Annotated in this window: 24 protein-coding genes; 12 read left to right on the top strand and 12 right to left on the bottom strand. The window is 69.8% G+C overall.

All coding sequences use genetic code 11. From position 1 onward, the window contains the following. The first annotated feature begins 128 nt into the window (after window positions 1-128). Together ACGFK0_RS31670 and ACGFK0_RS31665 are read left to right on the top strand one after the other, a co-directional pair. Window positions 129-518, top strand: coding sequence for a DUF302 domain-containing protein (locus ACGFK0_RS31670; protein WP_392911539.1), 390 nt, complete (start codon window positions 129-131; stop codon window positions 516-518). A gap of 152 nt (window positions 519-670) precedes the next feature. Beyond that, window positions 671-940 carry a metal-sensitive transcriptional regulator gene (locus tag ACGFK0_RS31665; protein WP_392911537.1) on the top strand — a complete coding sequence of 90 codons (270 nt, stop codon included), beginning with the start codon at window positions 671-673 and terminating at the stop codon, window positions 938-940. A gap of 97 nt (window positions 941-1037) precedes the next feature. Here the strand turns inward: ACGFK0_RS31665 and ACGFK0_RS31660 are convergent, their stop codons facing one another. The 3 genes from ACGFK0_RS31660 to ACGFK0_RS31650 all read right to left on the bottom strand — a co-directional run bounded on the left by ACGFK0_RS31660 (window position 1038) and on the right by ACGFK0_RS31650 (window position 4790). Further along, on the bottom strand, window positions 1038-1883 hold the full coding sequence (locus ACGFK0_RS31660) for an SMI1/KNR4 family protein (RefSeq protein WP_392911535.1): 846 nt from the start codon (window positions 1881-1883) through the stop codon (window positions 1038-1040). A gap of 88 nt (window positions 1884-1971) precedes the next feature. Beyond that, window positions 1972-3462 (bottom strand): aldehyde dehydrogenase family protein, encoded by a 1491-nt coding sequence (locus ACGFK0_RS31655; RefSeq protein WP_392911533.1) that lies wholly within the window; start codon window positions 3460-3462, stop codon window positions 1972-1974. Window positions 3463-3605: 143 nt separating this feature from the next. Further along, window positions 3606-4790: an epoxide hydrolase family protein gene (locus ACGFK0_RS31650; RefSeq protein ID WP_392911531.1), complete on the bottom strand. Its 1185-nt coding sequence runs from the start codon at window positions 4788-4790 to the stop codon at window positions 3606-3608. A 63-nt stretch (window positions 4791-4853) separates the two neighbouring features. Between ACGFK0_RS31650 and ACGFK0_RS31645 the strand changes: the two genes are divergently transcribed. Next, window positions 4854-5828, top strand: coding sequence for a helix-turn-helix transcriptional regulator (locus ACGFK0_RS31645; RefSeq protein WP_392911529.1), 975 nt, complete (start codon window positions 4854-4856; stop codon window positions 5826-5828). Between the two features lie 70 nt (window positions 5829-5898). Here the strand turns inward: ACGFK0_RS31645 and ACGFK0_RS31640 are convergent, their stop codons facing one another. Next, the gene (locus ACGFK0_RS31640; RefSeq protein ID WP_392911814.1) at window positions 5899-6321 is read right to left on the bottom strand and encodes a VOC family protein; all 423 of its coding nucleotides are present in this window, start codon (window positions 6319-6321) and stop codon (window positions 5899-5901) included. 184 nt (window positions 6322-6505) lie between these two features. On the opposite strand from ACGFK0_RS31640, the gene ACGFK0_RS31635 reads away from it, so the two are divergent. Next, a complete protein-coding gene (locus ACGFK0_RS31635) occupies window positions 6506-7351 on the top strand; it encodes a VOC family protein (protein WP_392911527.1) in 846 nt (281 codons plus the stop codon). A 31-nt stretch (window positions 7352-7382) separates the two neighbouring features. Here ACGFK0_RS31635 and ACGFK0_RS31630 read toward each other — a convergent pair whose 3' ends face one another. Further along, on the bottom strand, window positions 7383-8942 hold the full coding sequence (locus ACGFK0_RS31630; RefSeq protein WP_392911525.1) for a serine/threonine-protein kinase: 1560 nt from the start codon (window positions 8940-8942) through the stop codon (window positions 7383-7385). Between the two features lie 357 nt (window positions 8943-9299). Here ACGFK0_RS31630 and ACGFK0_RS31625 point away from each other — a divergent pair, with 357 nt between their 5' ends. Continuing rightward, window positions 9300-9947, top strand: a complete 648-nt coding sequence (locus tag ACGFK0_RS31625) for a class I SAM-dependent DNA methyltransferase (RefSeq protein WP_392911523.1) — start codon at window positions 9300-9302, stop codon at window positions 9945-9947. 154 nt (window positions 9948-10101) lie between these two features. On the opposite strand, the gene ACGFK0_RS31620 is transcribed toward ACGFK0_RS31625, so the two are convergent. Next, window positions 10102-11496: an RICIN domain-containing protein gene (locus ACGFK0_RS31620; RefSeq protein ID WP_392911521.1), complete on the bottom strand. Its 1395-nt coding sequence runs from the start codon at window positions 11494-11496 to the stop codon at window positions 10102-10104. A 27-nt stretch (window positions 11497-11523) separates the two neighbouring features. Further along, a complete protein-coding gene (locus ACGFK0_RS31615; RefSeq protein WP_392911519.1) occupies window positions 11524-12963 on the bottom strand; it encodes an endo-1,4-beta-xylanase in 1440 nt (479 codons plus the stop codon). Between the two features lie 428 nt (window positions 12964-13391). Here ACGFK0_RS31615 and ACGFK0_RS31610 point away from each other — a divergent pair, with 428 nt between their 5' ends. The 4 genes from ACGFK0_RS31610 to ACGFK0_RS31595 all read left to right on the top strand — a co-directional run bounded on the left by ACGFK0_RS31610 (window position 13392) and on the right by ACGFK0_RS31595 (window position 18884). Then, the gene (locus ACGFK0_RS31610) at window positions 13392-14783 is read left to right on the top strand and encodes a non-reducing end alpha-L-arabinofuranosidase family hydrolase (protein WP_392911812.1); all 1392 of its coding nucleotides are present in this window, start codon (window positions 13392-13394) and stop codon (window positions 14781-14783) included. Between the two features lie 151 nt (window positions 14784-14934). Then, window positions 14935-16566, top strand: coding sequence for a glycoside hydrolase family 27 protein (locus ACGFK0_RS31605; protein ID WP_392911517.1), 1632 nt, complete (start codon window positions 14935-14937; stop codon window positions 16564-16566). A 113-nt stretch (window positions 16567-16679) separates the two neighbouring features. After that, the gene (locus ACGFK0_RS31600; protein ID WP_392911515.1) at window positions 16680-17912 is read left to right on the top strand and encodes an NAD(P)/FAD-dependent oxidoreductase; all 1233 of its coding nucleotides are present in this window, start codon (window positions 16680-16682) and stop codon (window positions 17910-17912) included. An 18-nt stretch (window positions 17913-17930) separates the two neighbouring features. Next, a complete protein-coding gene (locus tag ACGFK0_RS31595; protein ID WP_392911513.1) occupies window positions 17931-18884 on the top strand; it encodes a sigma-70 family RNA polymerase sigma factor in 954 nt (317 codons plus the stop codon). Window positions 18885-18958: 74 nt separating this feature from the next. Here ACGFK0_RS31595 and ACGFK0_RS31590 read toward each other — a convergent pair whose 3' ends face one another. From ACGFK0_RS31590 to ACGFK0_RS31580, 3 genes are all read right to left on the bottom strand, one after another. Beyond that, window positions 18959-19114: a hypothetical protein gene (locus tag ACGFK0_RS31590; protein WP_392911511.1), complete on the bottom strand. Its 156-nt coding sequence runs from the start codon at window positions 19112-19114 to the stop codon at window positions 18959-18961. Between the two features lie 351 nt (window positions 19115-19465). Continuing rightward, window positions 19466-21418, bottom strand: a complete 1953-nt coding sequence (locus tag ACGFK0_RS31585) for a DNA/RNA non-specific endonuclease (RefSeq protein ID WP_392911509.1) — start codon at window positions 21416-21418, stop codon at window positions 19466-19468. 46 nt (window positions 21419-21464) lie between these two features. Then, window positions 21465-21656: a hypothetical protein gene (locus ACGFK0_RS31580; protein WP_392911507.1), complete on the bottom strand. Its 192-nt coding sequence runs from the start codon at window positions 21654-21656 to the stop codon at window positions 21465-21467. A 372-nt stretch (window positions 21657-22028) separates the two neighbouring features. On the opposite strand from ACGFK0_RS31580, the gene ACGFK0_RS31575 reads away from it, so the two are divergent. Further along, on the top strand, window positions 22029-22340 hold the full coding sequence (locus tag ACGFK0_RS31575) for a hypothetical protein (protein ID WP_392911505.1): 312 nt from the start codon (window positions 22029-22031) through the stop codon (window positions 22338-22340). A gap of 67 nt (window positions 22341-22407) precedes the next feature. Here the strand turns inward: ACGFK0_RS31575 and ACGFK0_RS31570 are convergent, their stop codons facing one another. Then, on the bottom strand, window positions 22408-22800 hold the full coding sequence (locus ACGFK0_RS31570; RefSeq protein WP_392911503.1) for a winged helix-turn-helix transcriptional regulator: 393 nt from the start codon (window positions 22798-22800) through the stop codon (window positions 22408-22410). A 119-nt stretch (window positions 22801-22919) separates the two neighbouring features. On the opposite strand from ACGFK0_RS31570, the gene ACGFK0_RS31565 reads away from it, so the two are divergent. Further along, entirely contained in the window at window positions 22920-23765 is an 846-nt protein-coding gene (locus ACGFK0_RS31565) for an NAD(P)H-binding protein (RefSeq protein ID WP_392911501.1), read from the top strand. On the opposite strand, the gene ACGFK0_RS31560 is transcribed toward ACGFK0_RS31565, so the two are convergent. After that, window positions 23680-24234, bottom strand: a complete 555-nt coding sequence (locus ACGFK0_RS31560; protein ID WP_392911499.1) for a HEAT repeat domain-containing protein — start codon at window positions 24232-24234, stop codon at window positions 23680-23682. The two genes, ACGFK0_RS31565 and ACGFK0_RS31560, sit on opposite strands and share 86 nt — an antisense overlap. 69 nt (window positions 24235-24303) lie before the next feature. On the opposite strand from ACGFK0_RS31560, the gene ACGFK0_RS31555 reads away from it, so the two are divergent. After that, a complete protein-coding gene (locus ACGFK0_RS31555) occupies window positions 24304-24594 on the top strand; it encodes a hypothetical protein (protein ID WP_392911497.1) in 291 nt (96 codons plus the stop codon). Window positions 24595-24687: the final 93 nt, after the last annotated feature.

Below are 24687 nucleotides of genomic sequence, written 5' to 3'. Positions count from 1 at the left end.
TACCCCTACGGGTATGACAACACGCCTCCGCCGTCTCTAATTCCAGGCTCGCAGCCGGTTCGGTTATACGGGTAGGGGTATCATGGATGGAGTTCACCGAGGATCCATGACACCCGAGGGAGAGACCAATGAGCTACGGCATGACCGTCCGGCTGCACCGGCCCTTCGCCGACACCGTTGAGGAGGTCAGGGCGGCACTGAAGGAGCAGGGGTTCGGCGTTCTCACCGAGATCGACGTGCGCGCCACGCTGCACGAGAAGCTCGGCGAGACGATGGAGGACTACCTCATCCTCGGCGCCTGCAACCCGCCGCTCGCGCACCGCGCCCTGGAGGCCGACCGGCAGATCGGCCTTCTGCTGCCCTGCAACGTCGTCGTCCGGGCCGACGGCGACGACACCATCGTCGAGGCGATGGACCCCGAGGTCATGGTCACGGTGAGCAAGAACCCCGACCTCGAACCGGTCGCCGGCGACGCGGCCGGCAGGCTCACCAAGGCGCTGGACTCCCTTCACTCCTGAGTCACCACTCACTCCTGAGTCACCACTCACTCCTGAGTCACCACTCACTCCTGAGTCACCACTGGCCGCGGCGGCACCGGCGGCGACGGCGCCCGGCGGCCCGTTCGATCGCGACGCACACCGGATACCCTGGCGGGTATGAGGAGGGTGACGTGAAACTCGAAGCGGACACGCTGGCTGACGCCCTCGTGCGTCTGCGGCGCGCACAGGGCCAGCTCGGCGGTGTCATCCAGATGATCGAGAACGAGCGGGACTGCAAGGAAGTGATCGCTCAGCTCGCCGCGGTCTCACGGGCACTGGACCGCGCCGGATTCAAGATCATCGCGACCGGTCTGGAGAAATGCGTCCGGGAGGGCACCGACTCCGAACAGGCCCAACTCGACCGTGCCCAGCTGGAAAAACTCTTCATGAGCCTCGCCTGACCCCGGACGGCGACGCGGACGGGCGTTGCCGTCCGCGGTCCACCGCAGATGCGCCTAGGCCGCGGGACGCGCCACCTGCGCGACCTCTGCCTTCGTGTCAGGAGGCCGGGCGGATGAACTGCATGAACCAGTGGCCGGTGAAGTACTCCGCCGCGCTGTAGAAGGGGCACTCCGGGTCGGTCATCTGGCGGAACAGGAACTCTGTGGCCGTGCACTCGAACCGGGTCCCCTCATCGGTCTCGTTCACGGCGTAGACGGGCCAGCGGTCGGGGTCGGGGCCATCGGTGATCCAGAAGAACGTCTCGTGGTGTTCGTTGTCCGACCAGGGGATCAGCCCGCCCGGCAGGGGGAAACCCGGAAGTCCTCCCGCCGCCGGGTCGTCGCCGGCATAGTCCTGCCATCTGTCGATCAGCTCATCGGGGTCGCAGACGCGGAAGAACACGTCGAACCGGCCGTCGCAGCCGAAGACCTCGACGAGCCGTCTGTAGTCGCTCGGCAGCGGCGTGCCCAGCCGGGACTCGACCGCCGCCCAGTCCGGCGGGGGCGGCGGTGACGACGGCCCCCCAGTGATCGCGGCCAGGCGGTCCACCCAGGGCATGTCCGCAGGCAACTCGTCCGGGCCGGGCATGTTCCGCTCCGTGACCGCGAGGACGGGACGGCCGTTCGCGCCCCGGCCGAGCGCGATCGCACGGGAGGCCCATGTCCAGGCGTGCGTCCACTCGTTCTGCTCCGCGACAGGAAGCGGCGGGAGCCCGTGGGAGCGGGTGCGGGGGGCCGAGAACCGCCCGGTGAACGCCTTGACCAGGTCGTCCGCGTCCACACCGGCGGACACCGGCAGGCACGTGTGCCCACCCGGGTGCCCCGGCTCGTCGCACACCAGGCCGGCGGGACGATCCGCGCCCGTGAGGTGGGACGCGGCCTTGAACAGTTCCTCATGGTCCATGACCAGACCCAACCATCCGCCCCCGACAACCTCCGCCGTTCTCACGTTTCCGGACGCGGCCTTCCCTGTGGTCGGAGAGGGCCTGTGGTCAGAGAGGGAACGAACGGCCGGCGTGCTGGACGCTGACCCAGTGGTCGGTGGTGAACTCCTCGATGGCCCAACGGCCGCCGAAGCGGCCGATGCCGGACGCCTTCTCGCCGCCGAACGCCGTGTTGGAGTCGTCGTTCACCGGTGAGTCGTTGACGTGCGTCATGCCGGCGTCGACGCGCAGGGCGAAGCGCACTCCGCGTTCGACGTCCTCCGTGAACACCGCGCTGGACAGGCCGTACCCGGTGTCGTTGGCGATGCGGAGCGCGTCGTCCTCGCCGTCCGCGCGGATGATGGTGATGACCGGGCCGAAGACCTCTTCGCGGGCCGTGGCCGCGTCGTTCCCGGCGAGCAGGACGTGCGGCGGCAGCACCAGGCCGGACGGGCCGCCCGGGTCGCCGCCGAGCACCTGCTCGGCGCCCTCCTCGCGGGCGCGGGTGAGCTTGTCGCGGATCCCGTCGAGCTGGCTCTGGTTGATGACGGGCCCGATGTGCGTCCCCTCGTCGGACGGGTCGCCCACCGTGAGCGCCTGGACCCGTTCGACGAACCGGCCGACGAAGGCGTCGTGCACGGACGCGTCCACGATCACACGGTTGGCGATCATGCAGATCTGGCCCGCGTGGAAGAACGAGCCGAAGACCGCGGCGTCGACGGCGCGGTCCAGGTCGGCGTCGTCCAGGATCACCAGCGGGCCGTTGCCGCCCAGTTCGAGCGCGACCTTCTTCACCCCGGCCTTCTTGATGATCCCCTCCCCGACCGGCGTCGATCCCGTGAACGACACCATCCGCGCGAGGGGATGCTCGACGACCGCGTCGCCGATGTCGCGGCCCCGGCCGATCAGCACGTTGAGGACGCCCGGCGGCAGGCCCGCGTCCTCGAAGATCTTCGCCAGGAGCAGCCCGCCCGTGACGGGCGTGTCGCCCGCCGGTTTGAGGACGACGGCGTTGCCCACGGCGAGCGCCGGCGCGACCGAGCGGGCCGACAGCTGCAGCGGGAAGTTCCACGGGCTGATGACGGCGACCACGCCGACCGGCCGCCGGTAGACGCGGCTCTCCTTGCCGGGGACGTCCGACGGCATGATCCGCCCCTCGACGTGGGACGACATCGACGCGGCCTCGTACAGGACGGACCGCACGAGGCCCCACTCCAGCTCGCCCTTCGCGACGGTCCCGCCGGACTCGCGGACGATCCAGCCGACGATCTCGTCCTTGCGCGCCTCGAAGATCGCGGCGGCCGTGCGCATGACCTCGGCCCGTTCCGCCGGCGCCTGCGCCGCCCAGGCGGGCTGCGCCTCATGGGCCATGCGGAAGGCCTCGTCCACGTCTTCGGCGTCGGCCAGCGGGATCTCCACGAGGGTGTCGCCGCTCCACGGGTCCAGGTCGGCCTTGGACCCGCCGCTGCTCCCCGCCCGCCACGTGCCCGCGATCGGCATCTTGTCGAAGCCGTCGTAGCGCTCGGATGCTCTCAGCTGCGGGGACATGGTCTGAGTCATGCCGTTGAGCTACCCGAGCACGGGCACCCAAACGCGACGTGACCTGCGCACCGGTCGTCCGGCGGGCGCCCGGCCGGCGGTACGACCCGCGGCCCCGGCCTGCCGGCGAAGACGGGCCAGGGGGGCCGCGGGCGGGGGAAGGGTCAGCGGACCTTGCCGAAGAACTGCCGGATGTCGTCGACGAGCAGGTCGGGGGCGTCGTGCGCGGCGAAGTGGCCGCCCCGGTCGTAGACGTTCCAGGAGACGATGTTCTTGTGGTCGCGGTCGGCGAACGTCCGGATCGACTGGTAGTCCCAGGCGAAATTGGCCAGTCCGAGGGGCACGGTGGTCGGCTCGGGCACGGTGGTTCCGCGGCCGTTCGACTTCTGCCGTGCGGGGGCCGCCGCCGCGTCCTCGTAGTAGAACCGGGCGGCCGAGGCGGCGGTGTTGGTCAGCCAGTAGAGCATCACGTTGGTGAGCACGTAATCCGGGTCGAGCGTGGCGCCGAGCAGCTGCGCGTGCCAGCCGAGCAGGCCGGCCGGGGAGTCGGCCAGGGCGTGCGCCAGGTTCTGCGGCTCGGTGGACTGGAGCTTGTCGTAGGCGCCCCGGTTCTGGACGAACCACTCGGCGAACGCGAGCTTGCCGCGCTCCTCCTCGCTGAGGTCGGCCAGTTCGGCGGGGTCGCCCGTCGGGAACGAGAAGACCTGCGTCACGTGCACACCGCAGACGTGCTCGGGGTCGGCCCGTCCCACCTCGGGTGAGATCAGCGATCCGCCGTCGTTGCCGGCCGCGCCGTACCGGTCGTATCCGAGGCGGCGCATCAGCTCGGCCCAGGCCCGCGCGACCCGGTACCGGTCCCAGCCGCGCTCCCGGGTCGGCCCGGACAGGCCGAAGCCCGGCACGGACGGAATGACCAGGTGGAACGCGTCCGCCGGGTCCCCGCCGTGGGCCCGCGGGTCGGTGAGCGGGCCGATCACGTCCAGCCATTCGGCCACCGAGGTCGGCCAGCCGTGGGTCAGGATCAGCGGCGTCGCGTCCGGTTCCGGCGACCGCACGTGCAGGAAGTGGATGTTCTGGCCGTCGATCTCGGTGGTGAACTGCGGGTAGGCGTTCAGCTTCGCCTCCCAGGCGCGCCAGTCGTACCCGGTACACCACCGCTCGACGAGCTGCCTGACATAGCCCACCGGGACGCCGTACTCCCAGCCGGGCGGCACCGGGCCCGGCGCGGCCGGCTCGCCGGCGGGTAGTTCCTCCGCCCACCGGGTCCGGGCCAGCCGCTGCTGGAGGTCGTCGAGGTCGGCCTGCGGGATGTCGATCCGGAACGGGGTGATCGTGCTGTCGTTCGTCATGCCCCCTACCGTAGGAACCAATTAGGCACGGATCGTTCCTATTGGACGGGCAGACTCCGAAGAATGCTGGAAACATCGGCGCGGCTGCTGCGCCTGCTCTCGCTCCTGCAGACACCCCGCGAATGGACCGGCGCCGAACTGGCCGAGCGGCTGACGGTCAGCACCCGGACCGTCCGCAACGACGTGGAACGCCTGCGGAACCTCGGCTATCCGGTGAACGGCACCCGCGGCGCGGCAGGCGGCTACCGGCTCGGGGCCGGGGCGGCGCTGCCGCCGCTGCTCCTCGACGACGAGGAGGCGGTCGCGGTGGCGATCGGGCTGCGCACCGCCGCCGGGGGCACGATCACCGGCGTCGAGGAGACCTCGCTGCGCGCACTGGCCAAACTGGAACAGGTCCTCCCCGCCCGGCTCCGGCGCCGCGTCAACGCCCTCCAGCGCTACGCCGTCGCGGTGCCCCGGGACGACCTCGGCCCCCGGGTGGACGCGGACACGCTGAGCGCCCTCGCCGCCGCCTGCCGCGACCACGAGCGCCTGCGGTTCGACTACCGGAGCCACGACGACACCGCGAGCCGGCGCGAGGCGGAACCGTACCGGCTCGTCAACTGGGGACGGCGCTGGTACCTGGTCGCGTTCGACCTCGACCGGGCCGACTGGCGGACGTTCCGGGTGGACCGGCTCCACCCGCGCACCCCGGCCGGCCCCCGGTTCACGCCCCGGGAACTCCCCGAGGAAGCCGTCGACCACGTACGACGGGGCGTGTCGTCGGCGGCCTGGCGGTACAGGGCCCAGGTCGTCGTGCACGCACCGGCGGAACAGCTCGCCGAGCGGATCAACGCCGCCATCGGCGCGATCACCCCGGTCGACAACACACGATGCCTGCTGGACACCGGCGCCGACACCATCGAGGCGCTCGCCGTCCACCTCGGCCTGCTCGGCGCCGACTTCACCGTGACGGAACCCGCGGAACTCGTGGACCTCGTGCGCGAACTCGCCGGACGCTACCACCGCGCCACCGGACCGCAGCCGCAGAAGACCTAGGGTGGGCGGGCCAGGGGCCACCTTGACCTGGAGCCGGCCCCGCCCTGGCGCCGGCTCGTTCCCCGACCGGTCACCCGCTCTGCTCGGCCAGCGCGACGATGATGCCCGCGGGTCCGCGGAGGTAGCAGAGCCGGTAGCTGTTCTCGTACTGCACCAGCTCGCCGAGGAGTTCGGCTCCGTGTGGCCGCAGGCGGTCGAGGATGTCGTCGATGTCGTCGACGGCGAACATGACGCGATGCGCGCCCAGCGTGTTCGCCGGAGCGCGCCGGTCACCCTCTCGGCTCGGCGGCGCGTGGTACTTGGTCAGCTCGAGCCGTCCGTGGCCGTCCGGGGTGCGCATCATCGCGATGTCCGATCGGACCCCCTCAAGCCCGACGAGGCGATCCACAGCGCTGCCCTCGACCGTCGCCTCGCCCTCCAACTCCAGTCCGAGTTCCGCGAAGAACGCCATGGCGGCTGCGAGGTCGTCGACGACGATGGCGACGTTGTCCAGCCGCAGGATCGTCCCTCGCCCGGGTCGGGGGCCCCGCTGGTCGGTGTCGTTCATGATGATCTCCTTTCGGGGCTCGTGGTCCAGGTCGGCTTCACGCGTCAGCGCGCTGCATCCCGCCGTCCAGCAGACACGACCGGGGCAATGCGGACGGGCTCTGACCTGAATGCACCCTAGGGTCGCCGCCATGGAGATGCGACGGAACACGCAACGGACCTACCCCGAGGGAGTCACCTCGTGGATCGATGTCGAGCACCGCGACCTCACGGCCGCCGGTGAGTTCTACGGCGGACTCTTCGGGTGGACATTCCTGGAGGCCGGGGGCGAGGGTCCGGAGTACCTCGTCGCGCAGCTCAATGGCCAGGATGTCGCCGGGCTCGCCGAGAGTGCCGATGTCGCCGGGCCCGGCAGCGGAAATTGGAACACCTACGTGGCGGTCGACGACGCGGACCGGGCAGCGGCCCGGGTGACCGCGGCGGGTGGACGCGTCGTCCTTCCTCCGGCAACGGCCGGCGACGGCGGACGAGTGGCACTGTGCGAGGACCCCGGCGGCGTGCCGTTCCGGCTGCGGGAGGCCGGAACCCGCCCGGGTGCCCAGCTGACCAACGCGCCCGGCACCTGGAACTTCAGCGACCTCCACGCAGCCGAACCCGGGGCGGCCGACTTCTACACCGCGGTGTTCGGCTGGGACGTCTCCGACGCCGGGTTCGGCGCGATGATCCGGCGGCCGGGATATGGCGACCACCTCGCCGCGACCGTGGATCCGGGCATCCACGAACGCCAGGCATCGGGGCATGCCCCACCCGGCTTCGCCGATGCGATCGGCTGGCTGATACCGGCGGCCGCCGGCGAACGGTCTGGCTGGCATGTGACCTTCACCGTGGCCGACCGCGACGACACCGCCGCCGCTGTGGAGCGTCTGGGCGGCACGGTGGTCGCCACCGAGGACACCGACTGGACCCGCACCGCGGTCGTCCGCGACCCGCAGGGCGCCGCCTTCACCGCGAGCCAGTTCACCCCACCGGCGAACTGACCACCGCCCGCACCAGGCGTTGAAGACCGGTCTAGGACCTGCGTGACCAGATGAACGGCTGGACGCCGATCCAGACGACGCCGACGACGATGAATGAGTAGAAGAGGGAGTCGTCCGAGAAGGAACTGTCGAAGACGTCCAGGCCCGATCCCGCCAGTTCGTAGACGGCTTCAGGCCAGAACAGGGCCACCGTGCCTTGGACGAGCACGGCCACGATGATCAGGGCGTAGCGGGCGGGCGGGGCCGTCACCCGTCCGGCGAGCGACGGGTTCACCGCGGTGAAGGCGAGCATCAACGCGAGCGTGCCCAGCATCCAGGAGAGCTCGAACGCGTCGTTGGGGTCGATGGCCTCGGCGGTCCCGTTGTACTGGTACCTGTAAACGACGAGGGCTTCCAGATGAAGGCCGCTGAGGATCGCGAAGACGAGGCCGAGGACGACCGTCGGCCGGCGCGGCTGGAACCACATGACGCATATGAGGATGACCGCCGCGATCCAGGGCAGCGGCAGGATGATCAGCGTCTCCGGCGAATAGAACGTCAGGGTGCGCGTACTGCCGGGTCCGGGCCACGGCCCGAACAGGTAGGCCAGCATGGAGAGCGCGGTGCACACGAGGGCGGCTCTGACGAGGAGGATCTGGCCGCGCCGAAGTGGGACGTCGCCGGGGGACGCGCGAAGGAGCGCGGTGCGGAGCGGCCGGTGAGGGATGCGCGGTCCGGCGCCGGTCGCGGTCCCGCCGGTACCGGTGACGGTGGTGGGGTTCGGGCCGGTGGTGGGGGCGAGGGCGGCGTTGAACAGGTCGCGGACTTGGGCGGGGTGGAGCCGTTCGCCGGGGTCCTTGCGGAGCAGGCCGTTGAGGGCTTGCGCGAGTGGGCCGCCGCAGCGGGGGGCGGGCGGCTGCCGGGTGGCGATCGCGACGAAGACGGCGCCGTGGCCGGGTCCGTCGAACGGGCGGCGGCCCTCGACCGCCGCGTACAGGGTGGCGGCCAGGGACCACAGGTCCGAGGCCGGGGTGACCGGCTTGCCCTCCACCTGTTCGGGGGACATGAACGCGGGAGTACCCAGCACCATGCCCGAACGGGTAATGGTGGCATCGCCCTCCAGCGCGGCGATGCCGAAGTCGGTCAGCAACACCCGGTCACCTTCCAGCAGCACGTTGGCGGGCTTGACGTCCCGGTGGACCACGCCCTGCGCGTGCGCGGTCGACAACGCGTCCAGCAGCGCCAGCCCGATCACCGCGACCTGACGCGGCGGCAGCGCCCCCTGCTCGGCCAGCACCTCCCCGAGGGACCTGCCATCGACCAGTTCCATCACGATCCAGGGACGGCCGTCCTCGCCCATCACCCGGTCATGGACGGTGACGATGCCGGGATGCCGCAGCCGCGCGGCGGCACGGGCCTCACGCTCCATCCGCGCGTACCAGTCACGCCGCTCCTCGTCGGTGACCTGCTCGGGCACCAGAAGCTCCTTGACGGCGACCGCACGGTCCAGGTCGGTGTCATGCGCTCGCCACACCGACCCCATCCCGCCCTGGCCGATCCGGCCGAGCCTGCGGTACCGGCCCGCCAGTACCCCGTCACTGTCCCAACCCATGATCAGAACCTATCGACGCGGAACAGCGGGAAGAAGACGAATCGGGCGACCGCCGGACGGGTGCCACCGGACGGGTGCCATCGGACGGTGCGGGGTTCGGTGCGCTCATGGGGTCGGGCTCGCTCGTTATGCCGGGCCCCGGGTCTCCGGGCGGAGTGCCTCCCGGGCCGCGATCGCCGCCCCTCGGGCGCCCGCCATTCGGCCGGGAGCCACTGCAGCCCCAGGCCGTACAGGGACCCTGATCGGCGTCCCGTGAGGCGGCCGTCCAGCATCTCCCGCAGTTGCGCCGGCTTCAGCAGGCGTCCGCGCAGCGCGCACACCTGTTGACGCCCGGTTCGAAGGGGCTACGGTCCTTTGATGACCTGGTTGAGCGATACCCGCGACTCCTACGACGCCATCGCGGCCGGCTACGCCGAGGAAACCCGCGACCTGCTCGACAGGCTGCTCCACGTCCGCGCGGGGGTGGTGCTGTTCGCCGACCTGGTCCGGGCGATCGGCGGCGGGCCCGTCGCCGACGTCGGCTGCGGGCCGGGGCACACCACCGCCCTGCTGCGGGAGCTGGGCGCGGACGCGTCCGGCATCGACCTGTCACCCGCGATGATCGAGATCGCCCGCCGCGAGCACCCCGGCGCGCGGTTCGAAGTCGGTTCGATGACCGACCTGAAGCTCGCCGACGACTCCCTGGCCGGTGTGCTCGCATGGTGGTCGCTGATCTACATTCCGGACGAGGCGGTGCCGGGCGTGCTCGGGCAGTTCCGCCGGGTGCTGCGGCCGGGCGGGGTGCTGGCCGTGGGATTCCACGTCGGCGACGAGTCGAAGATCGAGACGACCGGTGACGCCGACCAGCCCGTACAGACGTACGTGCACCATCGGCGGCCGTCCCGCGTGGCCGGCTGGCTCCGCGAGGCGGGCTTCACCGTGGAGGCGCAGCACCTGCTGAATCCGGACGGGCCGAAGCCGGGCGCGATCCTGTTCGGCCGCCGGCCCGCGGCACCGCCCCCGTAACCTCCGCCAGGCAAGCCCGCCTGGACGAATTCGCCATCGGCGCGGGGGGCCTGACGCACCCGACGGCGGCCCGGCATCGAGATGGATGACGGCGTGGAGCCGGGGCGTTCCCGGCTCCACGCCGTTATGCGGGCATGTCATTCATGCGGGCGTGTCATTGGAACTGTGCGAAGAACCTCCAGATCTCTCCCTTGGTCCAGGTGGCGATGCCGCTCTCGTTGGTGGAGCCGTCGACCGGACCGGGAATGTGGCCGCCGTCGAACGCGGCCCACTGGACCGGGTACCCGGCGCGGCAGCCCGAGTAGGCAGTGGTGATGTGCGTCCGGCTGCCCTGGGCGGGCTCGCGCGGGCTCTGGGCGGTGCAGCCGTTGTTGGCGACGAACTTGTCGCGCAGGGACCGTCCTTGCGAAATGTTGAGGACGGAGTCGCTGATGCCGTGGATTCCGAAGTAGGCGATGGGCTGGGCGCCGCCGCTGCACCCGCTGATCTGGGCGCCCGAGATGACCGCGACGGCCCTGAATTCGTTCGCGCGGGCGCAGGCGAGTGCGTAGCTCATACCGCCGCCCCAGCTGAAACCCGTGGCGAAGCGCTGGGTCGAGTCGACGCAGAGGCCGCTCTCGATTCGCCGGATCATGTCGTCGACGAAGGTGACGTCCTCACCGCCCGAATTGGCCCAGCCGTTGCCGAGGCCCTGGGGGGCGACGAGGATCGCGCTTTCGTTCGACTGTTCCTGCTGGCCGTAGTAGGACCAGGCGCTCCCGCTCGTTCCACCTGAGGCGACGTCGCCGGCGGTTCCGCCCCGCCAGTGGAACGCGAAGATCAGCCGGTAGGGGTGGCTGTTGTCGTAGTTGGAGGGAACTCTGAGGATGAAGCTGCGGTTCTGACCGCCGCTCTGGATCGTGTGCGTACCGCTGGTGAGCGTCGGGGCGCTGCCACAGCCGCCGCCGTCGCCGCCGCCGTCATCGCCGCCGCCATCGGACGACAGCTCGACCATGGTCCACTGCTGGTTGGCGCCTCCCCAGTCGGTGTACTGGACGACGTTGCCGCCGTCGGCGGTGGAGGCGCCTTGGACCTCCACCGCCTTGCCGCTGCTGCGGCTGATCAGGCGGACGTGGCCCGCGTCGGAGTCGGCCGGCCGGAACTGCTGGTTGGTTCCGCCGTGGTCGGCCCACTGCTGGATCGCGGCGCCGTCGGCCGTCGAGGCACCGGCCACGTCCAGCACCTTGCCGGAATGCCGGGCCTTCAACCGGTAGAAGCCGCCGCCGGAGTCGACGAACTGCCACTGCTGGTTGGTCCCGTCGTGGCGCGTCCATTGGTTGATCCGCGCGCCGTCACCGGTGGACGAGCCGGACACGTCGAGCGCCTTGCCGCTGTTGCGGTTGACCAGGACGTACCAGGCGTCGGTGTCCACCGTCGCCGCCTCGGCCGGCGCCGGGTTCACCGCGACGAGCATGCTGATCGCGAGGGTCGACGCCACCGCGGCGGCGAGCCGGGACCGCCATCGACGCCTTCGCGGAGGGGCGGGGGAAGCCGCACCGTAGGTCTTCATCGATTCGCCCTTTCGCTCTGGGGCGGGTCAGGTGCGGGTCCAGCGCTGGTTGCTGCCGTTCCAGCAGGAGTAGAGCTGGATCGGGGTGCCGTTGGAGCTGCCGGCGGCGTCCAGGCAGAGGCCGGACTGGACGCCGACGATGGATCCGTCGGAGTTGAGCTGCCATTTCTGGTTGTCGCCGCCCCAGCAGCTGTAGATCTGGACCTTGGCGCCGTTGCCGGTGCCGGCGGCGTCCAGGCACTTGTCGCCGTAGACCCTGAGCTCGCCCGCATCGGTGTAGGACCACTGCTGGTTGGCGCCGGTGTGGCAGTCCCACAGCTGGAGCTGGGTGCCGTCGGTGGTGCTGGCGTTGGGCACGTCCAGGCAGCGGCCTGAACCGACGCCCACGATCGTTCCGGCCTCGGGGTCGGTGGGAGGGTCGGTGGGGTCGGGCGGGTCCGTGGCACCGCCGTTGAGGGCGTTGAGGACCGAGGTGTAGGCGGCCTTCTTGTTGCCGTTGCCGTCGAACAGCAGCGGCCTCTGCTCCGAGCGCCAGGAGTCGGTGTCGCGGACGCCCCAGACGGTGATGCCGAGGCAGCGCGGGACGGCCAGGCAGTCGTTGGTCACGTTGGCGTAGGTCGTGGCCGAGGCACCCTCGATGTCGAGTTCGGTGATGGCCACGTCAACGCCGAGGGCGGCGAAGCTCTCCAGGGTGGTGCGGAAGTTGCTGTTGTAGGGGCTGCCGCTGTTGAAGTGGGACTGGAAGCCCACGCAGTCGATGGGCACGCCGCGCTGCTTGAAGTCGCGGACCATTGCGTACACGCCCTGGGTCTTGGCCCAGTTCCAGTTCTCGATGTTGTAGTCGTTGTAGCAGAGCTTGGCGGCCGGGTCGGCGGCGCGCGCGGTGCGGAAGGCGACCTCGATCCAGTCGTTGCCGGTGCGCTGCAGGTTGGAGTCGCGGCGGCCTCCCGAGTTGCCGTCGGCGAAGGCCTCGTTCACGACGTCCCACTGGACGATCTTGCCCCGGTAGTGGGCCATGACCCCGTTGATGTGGTCGATCATCGCCTGGCGCAGTGCGCCGCCGCTGAGGCTCTGCATCCAGCCGGGCTGCTGGGAGTGCCAGGCCAGGGTGTGGCCGCGCACCTCCTTGCCGTTCTGGACCGCCCAGTTGTAGACGCGGTCGGCGGAGGTGAAGTTGAACTGGCCTCGCTGGGGTTCGGTGGCGTCGATCTTCATTTCGTTCTCGGCGGTCACCGAGTTGAACTCGCGGTTCGCGATCGTGGTGTACACCGAGTCGTTGAGTCTGCCCGAGGCGATGGCGGTGCCGAAGTAGCGGCCGCTCTGCGCCGCCGCGGCGCCCAGCGTGGTCTCCGCGGCGGTGGCCGGAGCGGGCGCCACCAGAGCCGCGGCCGCGCTGAGCACCCCGACGGCGCCTGCGAGCAGGGCCCGCTTGCGGATCCCGGACCTGGGCATGGCTTTCGTACGCACGTCTGTTCCTCCATGAATGGATAACGGGGGTTGGAAGCACGGGCACAGCCGTGCGACAGACGCCGCGCTCCATCACGGAAACGCACACACCACCGGGGCGTCGCGGACACAGTGTGCGAGCCCGCGCAGATCTCGTCAATAGTTTCAAAATGTTTCATCGCGCGAATCTGGTCGCCGACGTGATGTGCGCGTCCTAGCAGCTGGTTTGTCGCTCGAAATTTTTCGAGGGTCCGGGGCTCTTGACGATGCCGGTGTGCCTCGTATTTACTCCGGCCACCACCACCCCCCGATCCCCCCCGATGGAGAGAAGGTCCCGCCCGGCTGGAAATGTTAGCGCTAACACTCACGCTGACGAAGGGAAGAAGTTCATGTTGAGGACCGGTGCAGCAGTGCTGGCATCGCTCCTGCTGTCGGTGCTCCTGTCCGTGATGACCGCACAAACGGCCCAGGCCGCGGCAGTGGATGTGAACAAGTGGTACGTCCTGGTCAACCGCAACAGCGGCAAGGCCCTGGACGTCTACAACCTGGCGACCAACGACGGCGCCCGCATCACCCAGTGGACCAGGAACGACCAGAACCAGCAGCAATGGCAGTTCGTCGACTCCGGCGGCGGTTACTACCGCATCAAGTCCCGCCACTCCGGCAAGGTGCTGGACGTCTACAACTTCTCCACCGCCAACGGCGGATCGATCGTCCAGTGGTCCGACCTGAACGGCACCAACCAGCAGTGGCGGCTGGCCGACAGTTCGGACGGCCACGTCAGGCTCATCTCGCGCCACAGCAACAAGGCCCTCGAAGTCCAGGGCGGCTCCACCGCCAACGGCGCGAACATCGTCCAGTACGACGACTGGGGCGGGAGCAACCAGCAGTGGGAGCTCGTCGAGGTCGGCGGCGGCGACGACCCCGGTACGTCGTGCGATCTCCCGTCGACATACCGCTGGACGTCAACGGGCGCGCTCGCGCAGCCAAGGTCGGGCTGGGTCTCGCTCAAGGACTTCACCGTCGCTCCCTACAACGGCAGGCATCTCGTCTACGCGACCACGCACGACACGGGGACGAGATGGGGTTCGATGAACTTCGGCCTGTTCAGCAACTGGTCGGAGATGGGCTCGGCCAGCCAGAACGCGATGTCGAATTCCACCGTCGCTCCCACGCTCTTCTACTTCGCGCCGAGGAGCATCTGGGTGCTCGCCTACCAGTGGGGTGGAACCGCCTTCTCCTACCGAACGTCGAGCGACCCCACCAACCCGAATGGCTGGTCGTCCGAGCAGGTGCTCTTCTCCGGGAGCATCAGCGGCTCCGGGACAGGACCCATCGACCAGACGGTCATCGGCGACAGCACGAACATGTACCTCTTCTTCGCCGGTGACAACGGCAAGATCTACCGGGCCGGCATGCCGATCGGGAACTTCCCGGGCAGTTTCGGCTCCTCCTCAACAGTGATCATGAGCGATTCGACCAACAACCTGTTCGAAGGCGTTCAGGTGTACAAACTCCAGGACCAGAACCGCTACCTCATGCTCGTCGAGGCGATCGGTTCGCAGGGGCGCTACTTCCGCTCGTTCACGGCCACCAGCCTGAACGGTTCGTGGACACCGCAGGCCGCTTCCGAGGGCAACCCCTTCGCAGGCAAGGCCAACAGCGGCGCCACCTGGACCAACGACATCAGCCATGGCGAACTGATCCGCGCCGGCGCCGATCAGACCTTCACCGTCGATCCCTGCAATCTGCAGTTGCTCTACCAGGGGCGCAGCCCCAACTCCGGCGGCGACTACGGCCTCCTGCCCTACCGGCCGGGTCTGCTGACACTGCAGCGCTGAACGACGCGACACGGGTCCGGCTCCACTGCGGACCCAGCGTGGCGGGCCCGGCGTGGCGGGCTCGGCGAAATGCCGGGCCCGCCACCCGGGTCACCGCGGACCAGGACGCCCCCCACGGAACCGGCCTTCGAATCACTGCGGAGCGGTCTCTATGAGAAGGAAACGAATCCGCGCGCTACTGGCGACGGTGGCCACGGCCGCGGCAATGGCCGTGGCGCTCGGCCCGGCTCCCCAGGCCCAGGCGCTGGACAACGGCGTGGGCCGCACCCCGCCGATGGGGTGGAACACCTGGAACACGTTCGGCTGCAACATCGACGAGACACTGATCCACCAGACCGCCGACGCGCTCGTGAACTCCGGCATGCGCGACCTCGGATACCAGTACGTCGTGGTCGACGACTGCTGGTTCGACCCCGACCGCGACTCGTCCGGCAACCTGAGGGCCAACCCGTCGAGATTCCCGAGCGGCATGAAGGCGCTCGGCGACTACCTGCACGCCAGGGGCCTGAAGTTCGGTCTCTACCAAGCGCCCCTGGACCGCACCTGCGCCCAGTACTTCGGCTCCTATCCGGGTGCCACCGGCAGTCTCGGCCACGAGGCCCAGGACGCCCGGCAGTTCGCCGCCTGGGGCGTCGACTACCTCAAGTACGACTGGTGCTCACCCACCGGCACCATCGACGACCAGGTACGCACCTTCGCGAAGATGCGCGACGCCCTGGCCGCCACCGGCCGCCCGATCCTCTACAGCATCAATCCCAACAGCATCCACGAGAAGACCGGCCCTCAGCGGAACTGGGGTGACGTCGCCAATATCTGGCGCACGACCGAGGACATCACCAACGTCTGGGACTCCGGCCAGACCAATGGCTACCCGATGGGCATCCAGAACATCGTCAACGTCAACGTCCCCTTGTCGGGCTACGCCAAGCCGGGGCAGTTCAACGACCCCGACATGATGGTGGTCGGCCGCGGAGGCATGACGGACACCGAGATGCGCAGCCACTTCGCCCTGTGGACCATCATGGCCGCGCCGCTGATCGCGGGGAACGACGTGCGGAACATGGACGCCGCCACCGCCGCGATCCTGAAGAACCAGAACCTGATCGCCATCGACCAGGATTCTCTCGGCCGCCAGGCGAACCAGATCAGCAACGACGGCACCCGCCGCGTCCTGGCCAAACCGCTGAGCAACGGCGACGTCGCGGTCGCGCTGTTCAACCAGGGCGGCAGCACGACGACGATCAGCACCACCGCCTCGGCGATCGGCCTGTCCGGCAGTTCCTTCAGCCTCCGCGACGCCTGGACGAACGCCGTCACCACGACCACCGGGGCCATCTCGGCGAGCGTGCCCTCTCACGGCACCGTCGTCTTCAGGGTCAGCGGCGGAACCCCGAACCCCGCGTCCCAGATCCGGGGCGCGGGATCGGGACGATGCCTCGACGTCACCGAAGCGTCCCAGGCCAACGGAACGCGGGTCGAGATCTGGGACTGCAACGGCCAGAGCAACCAGCAATGGACCGCCACGGCGGCCGGTGAACTGCGGGTCTACGGAAGCAAGTGCCTCGACGTGTACGACAACGGCACCGCCGACGGGACCAGCGTGATCATCTGGGACTGCAACGGCCAGAACAACCAGAAATGGCGCCTCAACTCCGACGGAAGCATCACCGCCGTCGGCGCGAACAAATGCCTGGACGTACCCGGAAACGCCACGGCCAACGGCGTCTACGTCCAAATCTGGACGTGCCACGGCGGCACCAACCAACGCTGGACCCGCCCCTGACCGTCCCCTCGGTGGATGCTCTGTGGTCCAAGGCACATGCGGTTCCTGTCAGCAATCGGGGCGCTGTCCCGCTCAAGTCACCGAAGGAGCAAACGAACCGACAGGAGCGACACATGAAGCACCGCATCGTCGTCCTCGGCGCCGGCTATGCCGGGGCCTACGCGGCCGGGGTCCTGGCCCGCCGGCTGTCCCCCGCGGACACCGAGATCACCGTGGTCAACGCCGTACCGGAATTCGTCCAGCGGCTGCGGCTGCACCATTTCGCGGCCGGCCGCACGATCCGGGTTCCCAAGCTCACCGACGTCTTCGCGGGCACGGGGATACGGCTGCGCGTGGCCCGTGTCACCGCCGTCGACCTCGAACGCCAGGTCGTCGCCGTGGCCGACGCCGACGGCGGCGGCGAAGTCGGCTACGACACGCTTCTCTACGCGCTCGGCAGCCACGTCGCCGACCAGGGCGTCCCCGGCGTGGCCGAGCACGCCTTCAACGTCGCCGGCCGGCCCTCGGCACTGCGCCTGCGCGAGCGCCTGGACGACCTGGGCGGGCGGGGGGACGGCGGGAGTGTGCTGGTCGTCGGCGACGGGTGGACCGGCATCGAGACCGCCACCGAGATCGCCGAAGCCCGGCCCGGCCTGTCGGTGACGCTGATCGCCCGTGGTGAGCTGGGCGCGCGGCTGTCCGCCGGAGCCCGCGACCACCTGCGCCGGGCCTGCGACCGGCTGGGCATCGCCACCGTGGAGCACACCCGCGTCGAAGCGGTCGAAGCGGCGCGGGTGCTGTGCGCCGACGGCACCGTCCTCGCGTCCGACGTCACCGTGTGGACGGCCGGGTTCGAGGTCGGCCCCCTCGCCGCCGCCAGTGGGCTGGAGGTCACCGACAACGGGCAGATCGTCGTCGACCGCACCATGCAGTCGGTTTCACACCCGAACGTCTACGCCATCGGCGACAGCGCGTACTCCCTCGGCGACAACGGCCGGCCGCTGCCGATGTCCTGCGCTTCGGCCGGCTACACCGGCAATCAGGCGATCCATGCGATCGTCGGACGCCTGACCGGCCTCAAGGTCCCCCACACGAAGCTGCTCTACTACGGCAACCACATCAGCCTCGGGCGGCGGGACGGGATCGTGCAGATGGTCGACGGCGAAGGGGCGGCGAAGCCGAAACACGTGGGTGGCTGGAAGGCCGCGCGAATCAAGGCGGGCATCGTCACGACGTCTCTGTGGGCCACTTCGCACCCGACCTTCGGCCTGCCCAAGCGCAAGCGCCGCCTGGCCGCCGCCGCGGCCGCGTCCGCCGGCGAGGCGGCCTTCGCGCCGGATGCGTCCGCCGAGAGGGCGGCCGTGTAGCCATCTAAAGTGGTTCGCGTGGACGGCGCCGCCGCCGATCGCTTCGACACCGGTCGGTTCGAGGCCAGCCGGAACCGGCTGGCCTCGCTGGCGTACCGTCTCCTCGGGTCGGCGGCCGACGCCGAAGACGCCGTGCAGGACGCGTTCCTGCACTGGCAGGCCGCCGACCGGCAGCGGATCGAGGTGCCGGAGGCATGGCTGACCAAGGTCGTCACCAACCTGTGCCTCGACCGGCTCCGCTCGGCCCGGGCCCGCCGGGAACGCACCGTCGGCGCCTGGATGCCCGAACCGCTCCTCGACGGTGACCCGCTGCTCGGCCCGGCGGACACTTTCGAGCAGCGCGAATCGGTCTCCCTGGCCGTGCTGACCCTGATGGAGCGCCTGTCGCCCATCGAGCGGGCGGTCTACCTCCTGAGCGAAACGTTCTCCTACAAGCACGCCGAGATCGGCGGGCTGCTGGACATCACCGAGTCCGCGAGCCAGCAGCACCTCCACCGGGCCCGGCGCCGCATCACCACCGCGCGCCGCCGCGGCGGCGAAGCCGACCCGGCATCCGCCCGCAAGATCGTCGAGGAGTTCCTCGCCGCCGCCTCATCGGGCCGCACCGAACGGCTCGTGGCGCTGCTCACCGACGACGCGACCGCGATCTCCGACGGCGCGGGCCTGACCGAAACGCTGCTGCTGTCCGACACCCCGCAGCGCATCGCCGCCCTCGCACGAGGCGGCTTCAAGCCCACCCCCGCGAAACGGCGATTCGCCGGCGGCACGCCCGCCGTCCACTACGCGCGCGTCAACGGCGCCCCCGCCCTCGTCTTCGTGGTCGACGACCGGGTCATCGGCACCGTGACGTTCGACCTCGCCAACGGCAAGATCGCGACCGTGCGCGGCATCGCCGCCCCGCCCCGCCTCGCCCGCCTCACCGAAGCCTGGCGGCAACACCAACCGGACACGCCGCTCATCCCCGAATGGTGAGCCCTCCGCCTGGGGTAGGGCAAGGCGCACCCGTGCCTCGCTAGTCCCCGGATGCTCGGTGCCCGGATGGATGCTCAGTGCTCGTTGCCCGCGCGCAGCCAGGCGATGTAGTCGGCGACTGCGCGTTGGGTGTCGTGTTCGGGCTTGTAGCCGGTGTCCTGCTGGAGCCGGGTGATGTCCGAGGTAGTTCTGCCGTCCGTCCCCGCCGGTGGGCAGTTCGGCCCTGGCACCCGGCACCACCTGCCCGATCGCGGCGATGATCTCGGCGTTGGTCGTCGCGCGGCCGGACGCGACGTTGTAGGTGCGGTGGTTGAGCCGGTCCGCGAGTTGGAGGAGCGCGATCGCCCGAGCGGTGTCCTTCACCTAGCACAGGTCGATCGAATCCTCCGCGTGCGCGGGCCCGGCGAGCGTGGACAGATCCGGTTCGGTTCCGCGGACGGCGGCATGGACGAGTTCGGGAGCGGCAAAGAACAACGCGCCATGGGGGAACCTCCTTGCAGAAGCTCGTACTTCCCGCAGACGACTAGACCTCCCAAAAAGGTCTCGCGGGTGCACGACACGCTCGCGCCGGACGTCCGCTGTCAGAGGATCAGGTCCTCGGGGCGGACGATCTCGCGGGGCGCTGGAACCGTCTCCAGCCGCTCCAGCGGATCGGCCCGGACGTGCGGGTCGACGTTGAGGCCGGTGAGTTCGCCGATCCTGCGGACCGGCACCTGGAACGTCTTGTACGCGCCGTAGGAGAAGGCCTCCTCGCCGGCCAGATCGTCGATCAGGACCGCCTGGCTGAGCAGGTACCCGGTCGCCGAGAGCCGGCCGGACGCGTCGGCCATCGCGACGATCTTCCAGAACTGGCGGGGCAGGCGGACGCCCCGGTAGACGTCGTCGTCGTCGGCCAGCACCGGCCCGGTGAACACGCTGACCGCCAGGTCATGGTTGTCGGCGTTGTTCAGGACGTAGTCCTCCAGCCCTAGCCACAGCGTCTGGCCGGCGTTGAACGCGTGGTGCTGCGGGGTGGCGTTGGTGAAGTGGAAGGTGTCGTCGTTGGCGGCCTTGGCGATGGCGTCCGTCCCCCAGGCGGGGTCGATCCGGCGCACCAGATGGCCGCGGTCCAGGTCGTTGGCGCGGTAGACGTCCTCGCCGGTCTGCTCTCCGGCGGGCAGCCGCGGGTCGAAGAGCCAGCGGTCCCCCTCGCGCCGGGGGCGCCGCGCGCTGCGGCCGTCGATGTTGCATGCGGTGAACAGCGCGAGCGCCCGCCGCCGGTGCATGACGACGCTGAAGTGGTGATAGCGCAGTTCGGCCGACGCGACGGCGGCCAGGTCGGGCGGCAGTACGGGCATCGGCAGCGGACGGGCCAGGAACGCGGGATCGTACCCTTCGCGGGCGCTGTAGTCGGGGTCGATCGCCCCGGGTTCGCCCGCGGCCTCGGCCGACCGCCCGTCCGCGAGCCGTACCGTGACCTCCATCGGGATCGTGACCATCCCTTCGCGCGTCTGCGCCGCGGGGACGGCGGACAGCGCCCGCGACGCCGCGCGCGAGACCGGAGGCGGGCCGACCGGCGAGTCCTGGGGAGGCACCGTGCGCTCGCTCCCCGGCGGAGCGAACAACTCGTCGACGAGCGCCCGCTGCGCCTCGGGAAGCGACGTTTCCCGCACCGTCCGGCAGATCCGGCTGATGCGGATTCCTTCGTTGACGAACCCGCCGGTCTCCTCCGGATCGGTCACCGGCACGCTCGCGTGGTGCAGGGCGACGACCTCCCACTGGTCGTTGAAAACCGGCGACCCGGACGACCCGGGCTCGGTGTCGGCCGCGTAGTGCAGGAACCGCTCGGGGATGTCGACGATCCGGTTCTCGCGCAGCGCGACCTGCTTCCTGTCCCCGCGCGGGTGCTGGACGATCGTGACGAACTCCCCGATGATCGCCTTCCCCTCGGTCTCGATCAGCCGGTTGTGGCCGAACGCCGCCAGCTCGGCGGCCGGGGCGCCGACCGCCGCGATGGCGAAGTCGAGATCGATGTCGGCGAGGAAGAACCGGTCCGGATCGAGCGGGTACGCCACGACGGCCAGCGGCCGTCCATCGACGCCGTCCTGGTAGTTGAACTCGACCATGCTGGTACGGGCCGTAGAGGCGTCGGGCAGCACGTGGTGGTTGGTCAGGAACAGGGACGGGGACACCATCGAGCCCGTCCCGTACCCGACCGTGCGGCCGCCCTCGTCGCGGATGTTCACCCGGCCGACGGTGCGCGCCGCCGCCACCCCGGCGTCCAGATAGCGGACGCCCACGTAGTCGACCGTATAGATGATCTTCTCCAGTCGCGCGGCGGGCTCCGCGACCCCGGGTTCGAGCAGGGAGCCGTCGCCGTAGAACCGGCTGAGCCTGTCGACCCGCTTGGCGACCCGCTCGGCCGTATCGGCCTCCGCCACGCCGCCGGACGAGGCCAGAACGGTCAGGTGCTCCCGCCGCTCCGGAACGCGCTCGGCCACCCGGCGCGCCGCCGACTCCCGCTGGCCCTCCTGTTCCCGCTCATAGAACCCCATTCCAATTCCCCCGGGTCATTGAATATCCGTGAACCACCCACTTCTCCTAATTTCCTCGCCTTTCACCGGATTTCGCTAGCCCGGGATTGTCCTCTTTACCCGCACCTGGAAACGTTTGACGAAGACGACGCGCGAGAGGGGTCATCAGGGAGCCGCACAGCAAGATCGCCGCGGCCATGACCGGCGGCAGCGCCTGCTCCGCCCGGCCCCCGGCGAACCAGTGGGTGACCTCGTCCATCGCGCCGGGGGTAACGGATGGCGCGAACGGAACGCGTTCGGCTCTCCGGCGATCTGGTTGCACCAGACCTTGTAGCGGCAACGCCGTGATCAAAAAGCGACGAGACTTCCCCATGAGAATGTCAGGCGATCTCGTTGATTCAAATAGCCGTCATAACCTGATCACGCGCTCGAATCCGTTGTCATCCCACAGGTCACCCGATAGTGTGAGCAGGTGTGCGTACCCCTCCGCCCTCATGCCGACCGAGCTGTCGATGTAGGGCCAGCCGAATGCCTGGCTGTCCCCGAGGGTGAAACCCTGCTTGTTCTGACAGAAGAAGTCCCACTCCTGGCGGAGCGGGCCCTGCACGAATTGTTCGACCGGAGACTCCCAGTGGTCTTCGTCGAAGTCGGGTTCGGCGCGGTAGTCGAAGGTCTCCAGGACCGGGTCGCCGGTGTCGATTCACCCGAAACCGCCGGCAGGGTCATGATCGGTGTGGCGTGTAGCCCGACCATGCTCAAGGTGTGCGCCGACGGCGGCACCGGCACCTCCACGGCGCGCGCCGGGTCTGCACAGACGATGGCGCATTCCTCGGAAACGCTTCCGACCGCGCTGAAGACGTTGAGCAGGCCGAGCCGGGTGGGCATGTGGTCGCCGAGCCACGGGGCCAGTTCCTCGGTATCCAGCACGGCGAACTCGATTTGACGGTTCCACTGGCTGTGGCGGCCTTGGCCGACGGTGACCGTTTGCACGTTTCCGCGTTCTGCCGGCTCTAGCCGGCCAAGGTGTCGTCGTAGTCGCGCCGGGCCTGATCGACCTGGTCGAGGTTGGCGGCGGCCCAATCGGCGAGGTGAGCGAACAGCGGGGCGAGGCTGCGGCCGAGGTCGCTGATCTCGTACTCGACCCGGGGCGGAACCTCGGGGTGGTAGGTGCGGACGACCAGGCCGTCGCGTTCGAGCTGCCGCAGGCGCTGGGTCAGCACCTTCGGGGTGATGGTGGCGATCCGCCGCTGCAGCTCGACGAAGCGCTGCCGGCCGTGCTGGTGGAGCGTCCACAGGATGGGGGTGGTCCACCGGCTGAACACGATGTCGACCACCGGGGCGATCGGGCACGCCTGCTCCGGGCCGGCTGCGGCGGTCTCCGGGTTCCACGCCGTGTCGGCCATGGGGCTCCCTAAGGTAGTCACTTTCCTCTAGGTACCTACTATATTCAGGATGTTAGCGTCGCCTGCGTCCAGCAACGGACCGCCCGTCCCGGGCGGCCGGAAGACGACAGGAGAACGACATGATCATGGTGACCGGAGCGACCGGGAACGTCGGCGGCGCGCTCGTGCGGGCGCTCGCGGCGGCGGGCGAGAAGGTGACCGCCACGTCCCGCAACATCGCGGAGGCGGACGTGCCCGAGGGTGTCGAGTTCCGCCGAGCGGACTTGGCCGACACCGAGAGCCTGCGCCCGGTGTTCGACGGCGCCGACGCCCTGTTCCTGCAGAACGGCGGTGCCAGTGCTCACACCCTGAACGTCGGCGACATCCTCGATGTGGCCAAGGCCGGCGGTGTCGAGCGGGTGGTGCTGCTGTCCTCGCTGGGGGTGGCGACCCGGCCGGAGTCGGCCTCGCACGGAGTGCTGGGATTGTCCATCGAGGAGGCCGTGCGAGGGTCGGGCGTGGATTGGACGATCCTGCGGCCCGGCAACTTCGACTCCAACTCCTACGCCTGGGCTGCGTCGGTGCGTGCCGAGCGGACCGTCGCCGCGCCGTTCGCCGACGTCGGGCTTCCGGCCATCGACCCGGGCGACATCGCCGGTGTGGCGGCCGCGGCGCTGCGGGAGGACGGCCACGACGGGCGGATCTACGAGCTGACCGGCCCCGCCTCGGTGACGCCCCGGGAGCAGGCCGAGGCGATCGGCGCTGCGCTGGGCGAGCCGATCCGGTTCGTGGAGCAAACCCGCGACCAGGCGCGGGCCCAGATGCTGAACTTCATGCCGGCGGACGTAGTGGAGACGACCCTGGCCGTCTTGGGCGCGCCCACCCCGGCCGAGCAGAGGGTCAGCCCAGATGTCGAGAAGGTGCTGGGCCGAGCACCCCGCACGTATGCCGACTGGGCTCGTGCCAACGTCGCCGTCTTCCGCTGATCAGCACACTCGATGTCAGTTTGCGGTCAGTCGTTTCGATGAGGGTGCGGCTGATCTCCTGCAGTTCTTCGTCGTCGTCGATGCTGTCGTATCTGCCGCGACGCTGGGTGTGGTGCAGTTCGGAGCGGAGTCGGGGCAGGGCGGGTCGTGCGGCGGGTCCCATGCGGTCCAGGCATGCAACGACATGGTTGGCGGTCGAAGGGTTCTGTTCCCAGGCTTGGAGGAGCGTGTCCAGCACGGCCGGCGCCTCGGCGTCGCCGCCGATTTCCCAGAGCGCGGCCGCGCAGGGGACGCGGACCCATTCGTAGCTGTGGGTCAGCAGGTTCCGGAGGCGAGGCAGCGCTTCTCGCGCGGGAGGGTTGATGTCGGCGAGTACGTCGGCCGCCTCGTTGATCCGGAACGGGATGGAGTCGTCGAGCAGGTCGAGCAACGGCTGCATGACTTCGTCCGGGTCACCGACGATGCCCACAGCGCGGCGACGGCGGCTGTACGCACATGGGCGTCGGAGAACGTGGTCAGTGACCGGGGAGGACGAGCAATGTTCGACAACGTCAACGGGCTGTCGGCCGAGCAAGCGGCGCGTTGGACCGCGCTGGTCGAGGAGTGCCGTCCCGTGCTGGCGAACGAAGGGATGGAGGCCGTTCAAACCCTCTTGGCCGAGCGGGGCATGGGCACGATCGCCGCGATCGCGATCACGAAGGCCCTGCTCGGCTGGGCGGAAACACCGCTACGAGTGGCCATCGACACCGTGACCAGCAGCGCTGCCCAGACTGCCACCATGAACGAATCACCACCCGCAACACCCCCCAGCCATGAGGCAGGCCCATGACCGAGCTCGAACGAGTGCTCGCCAAGACCCTCATGGAGCCGGCGACCAACGGCCCTGGACCTGCCCGCCGCACTGGGCCTCATCTAGCTGCCG

Source organism: Spirillospora sp. NPDC048823, assembly GCF_043198445.1.
GTDB lineage: Bacteria > Actinomycetota > Actinomycetes > Streptosporangiales > Streptosporangiaceae > Spirillospora.
Note: the sequence above shows the minus strand (reverse complement) of the source record. Positions and strands in the feature narration are given on the sequence as shown.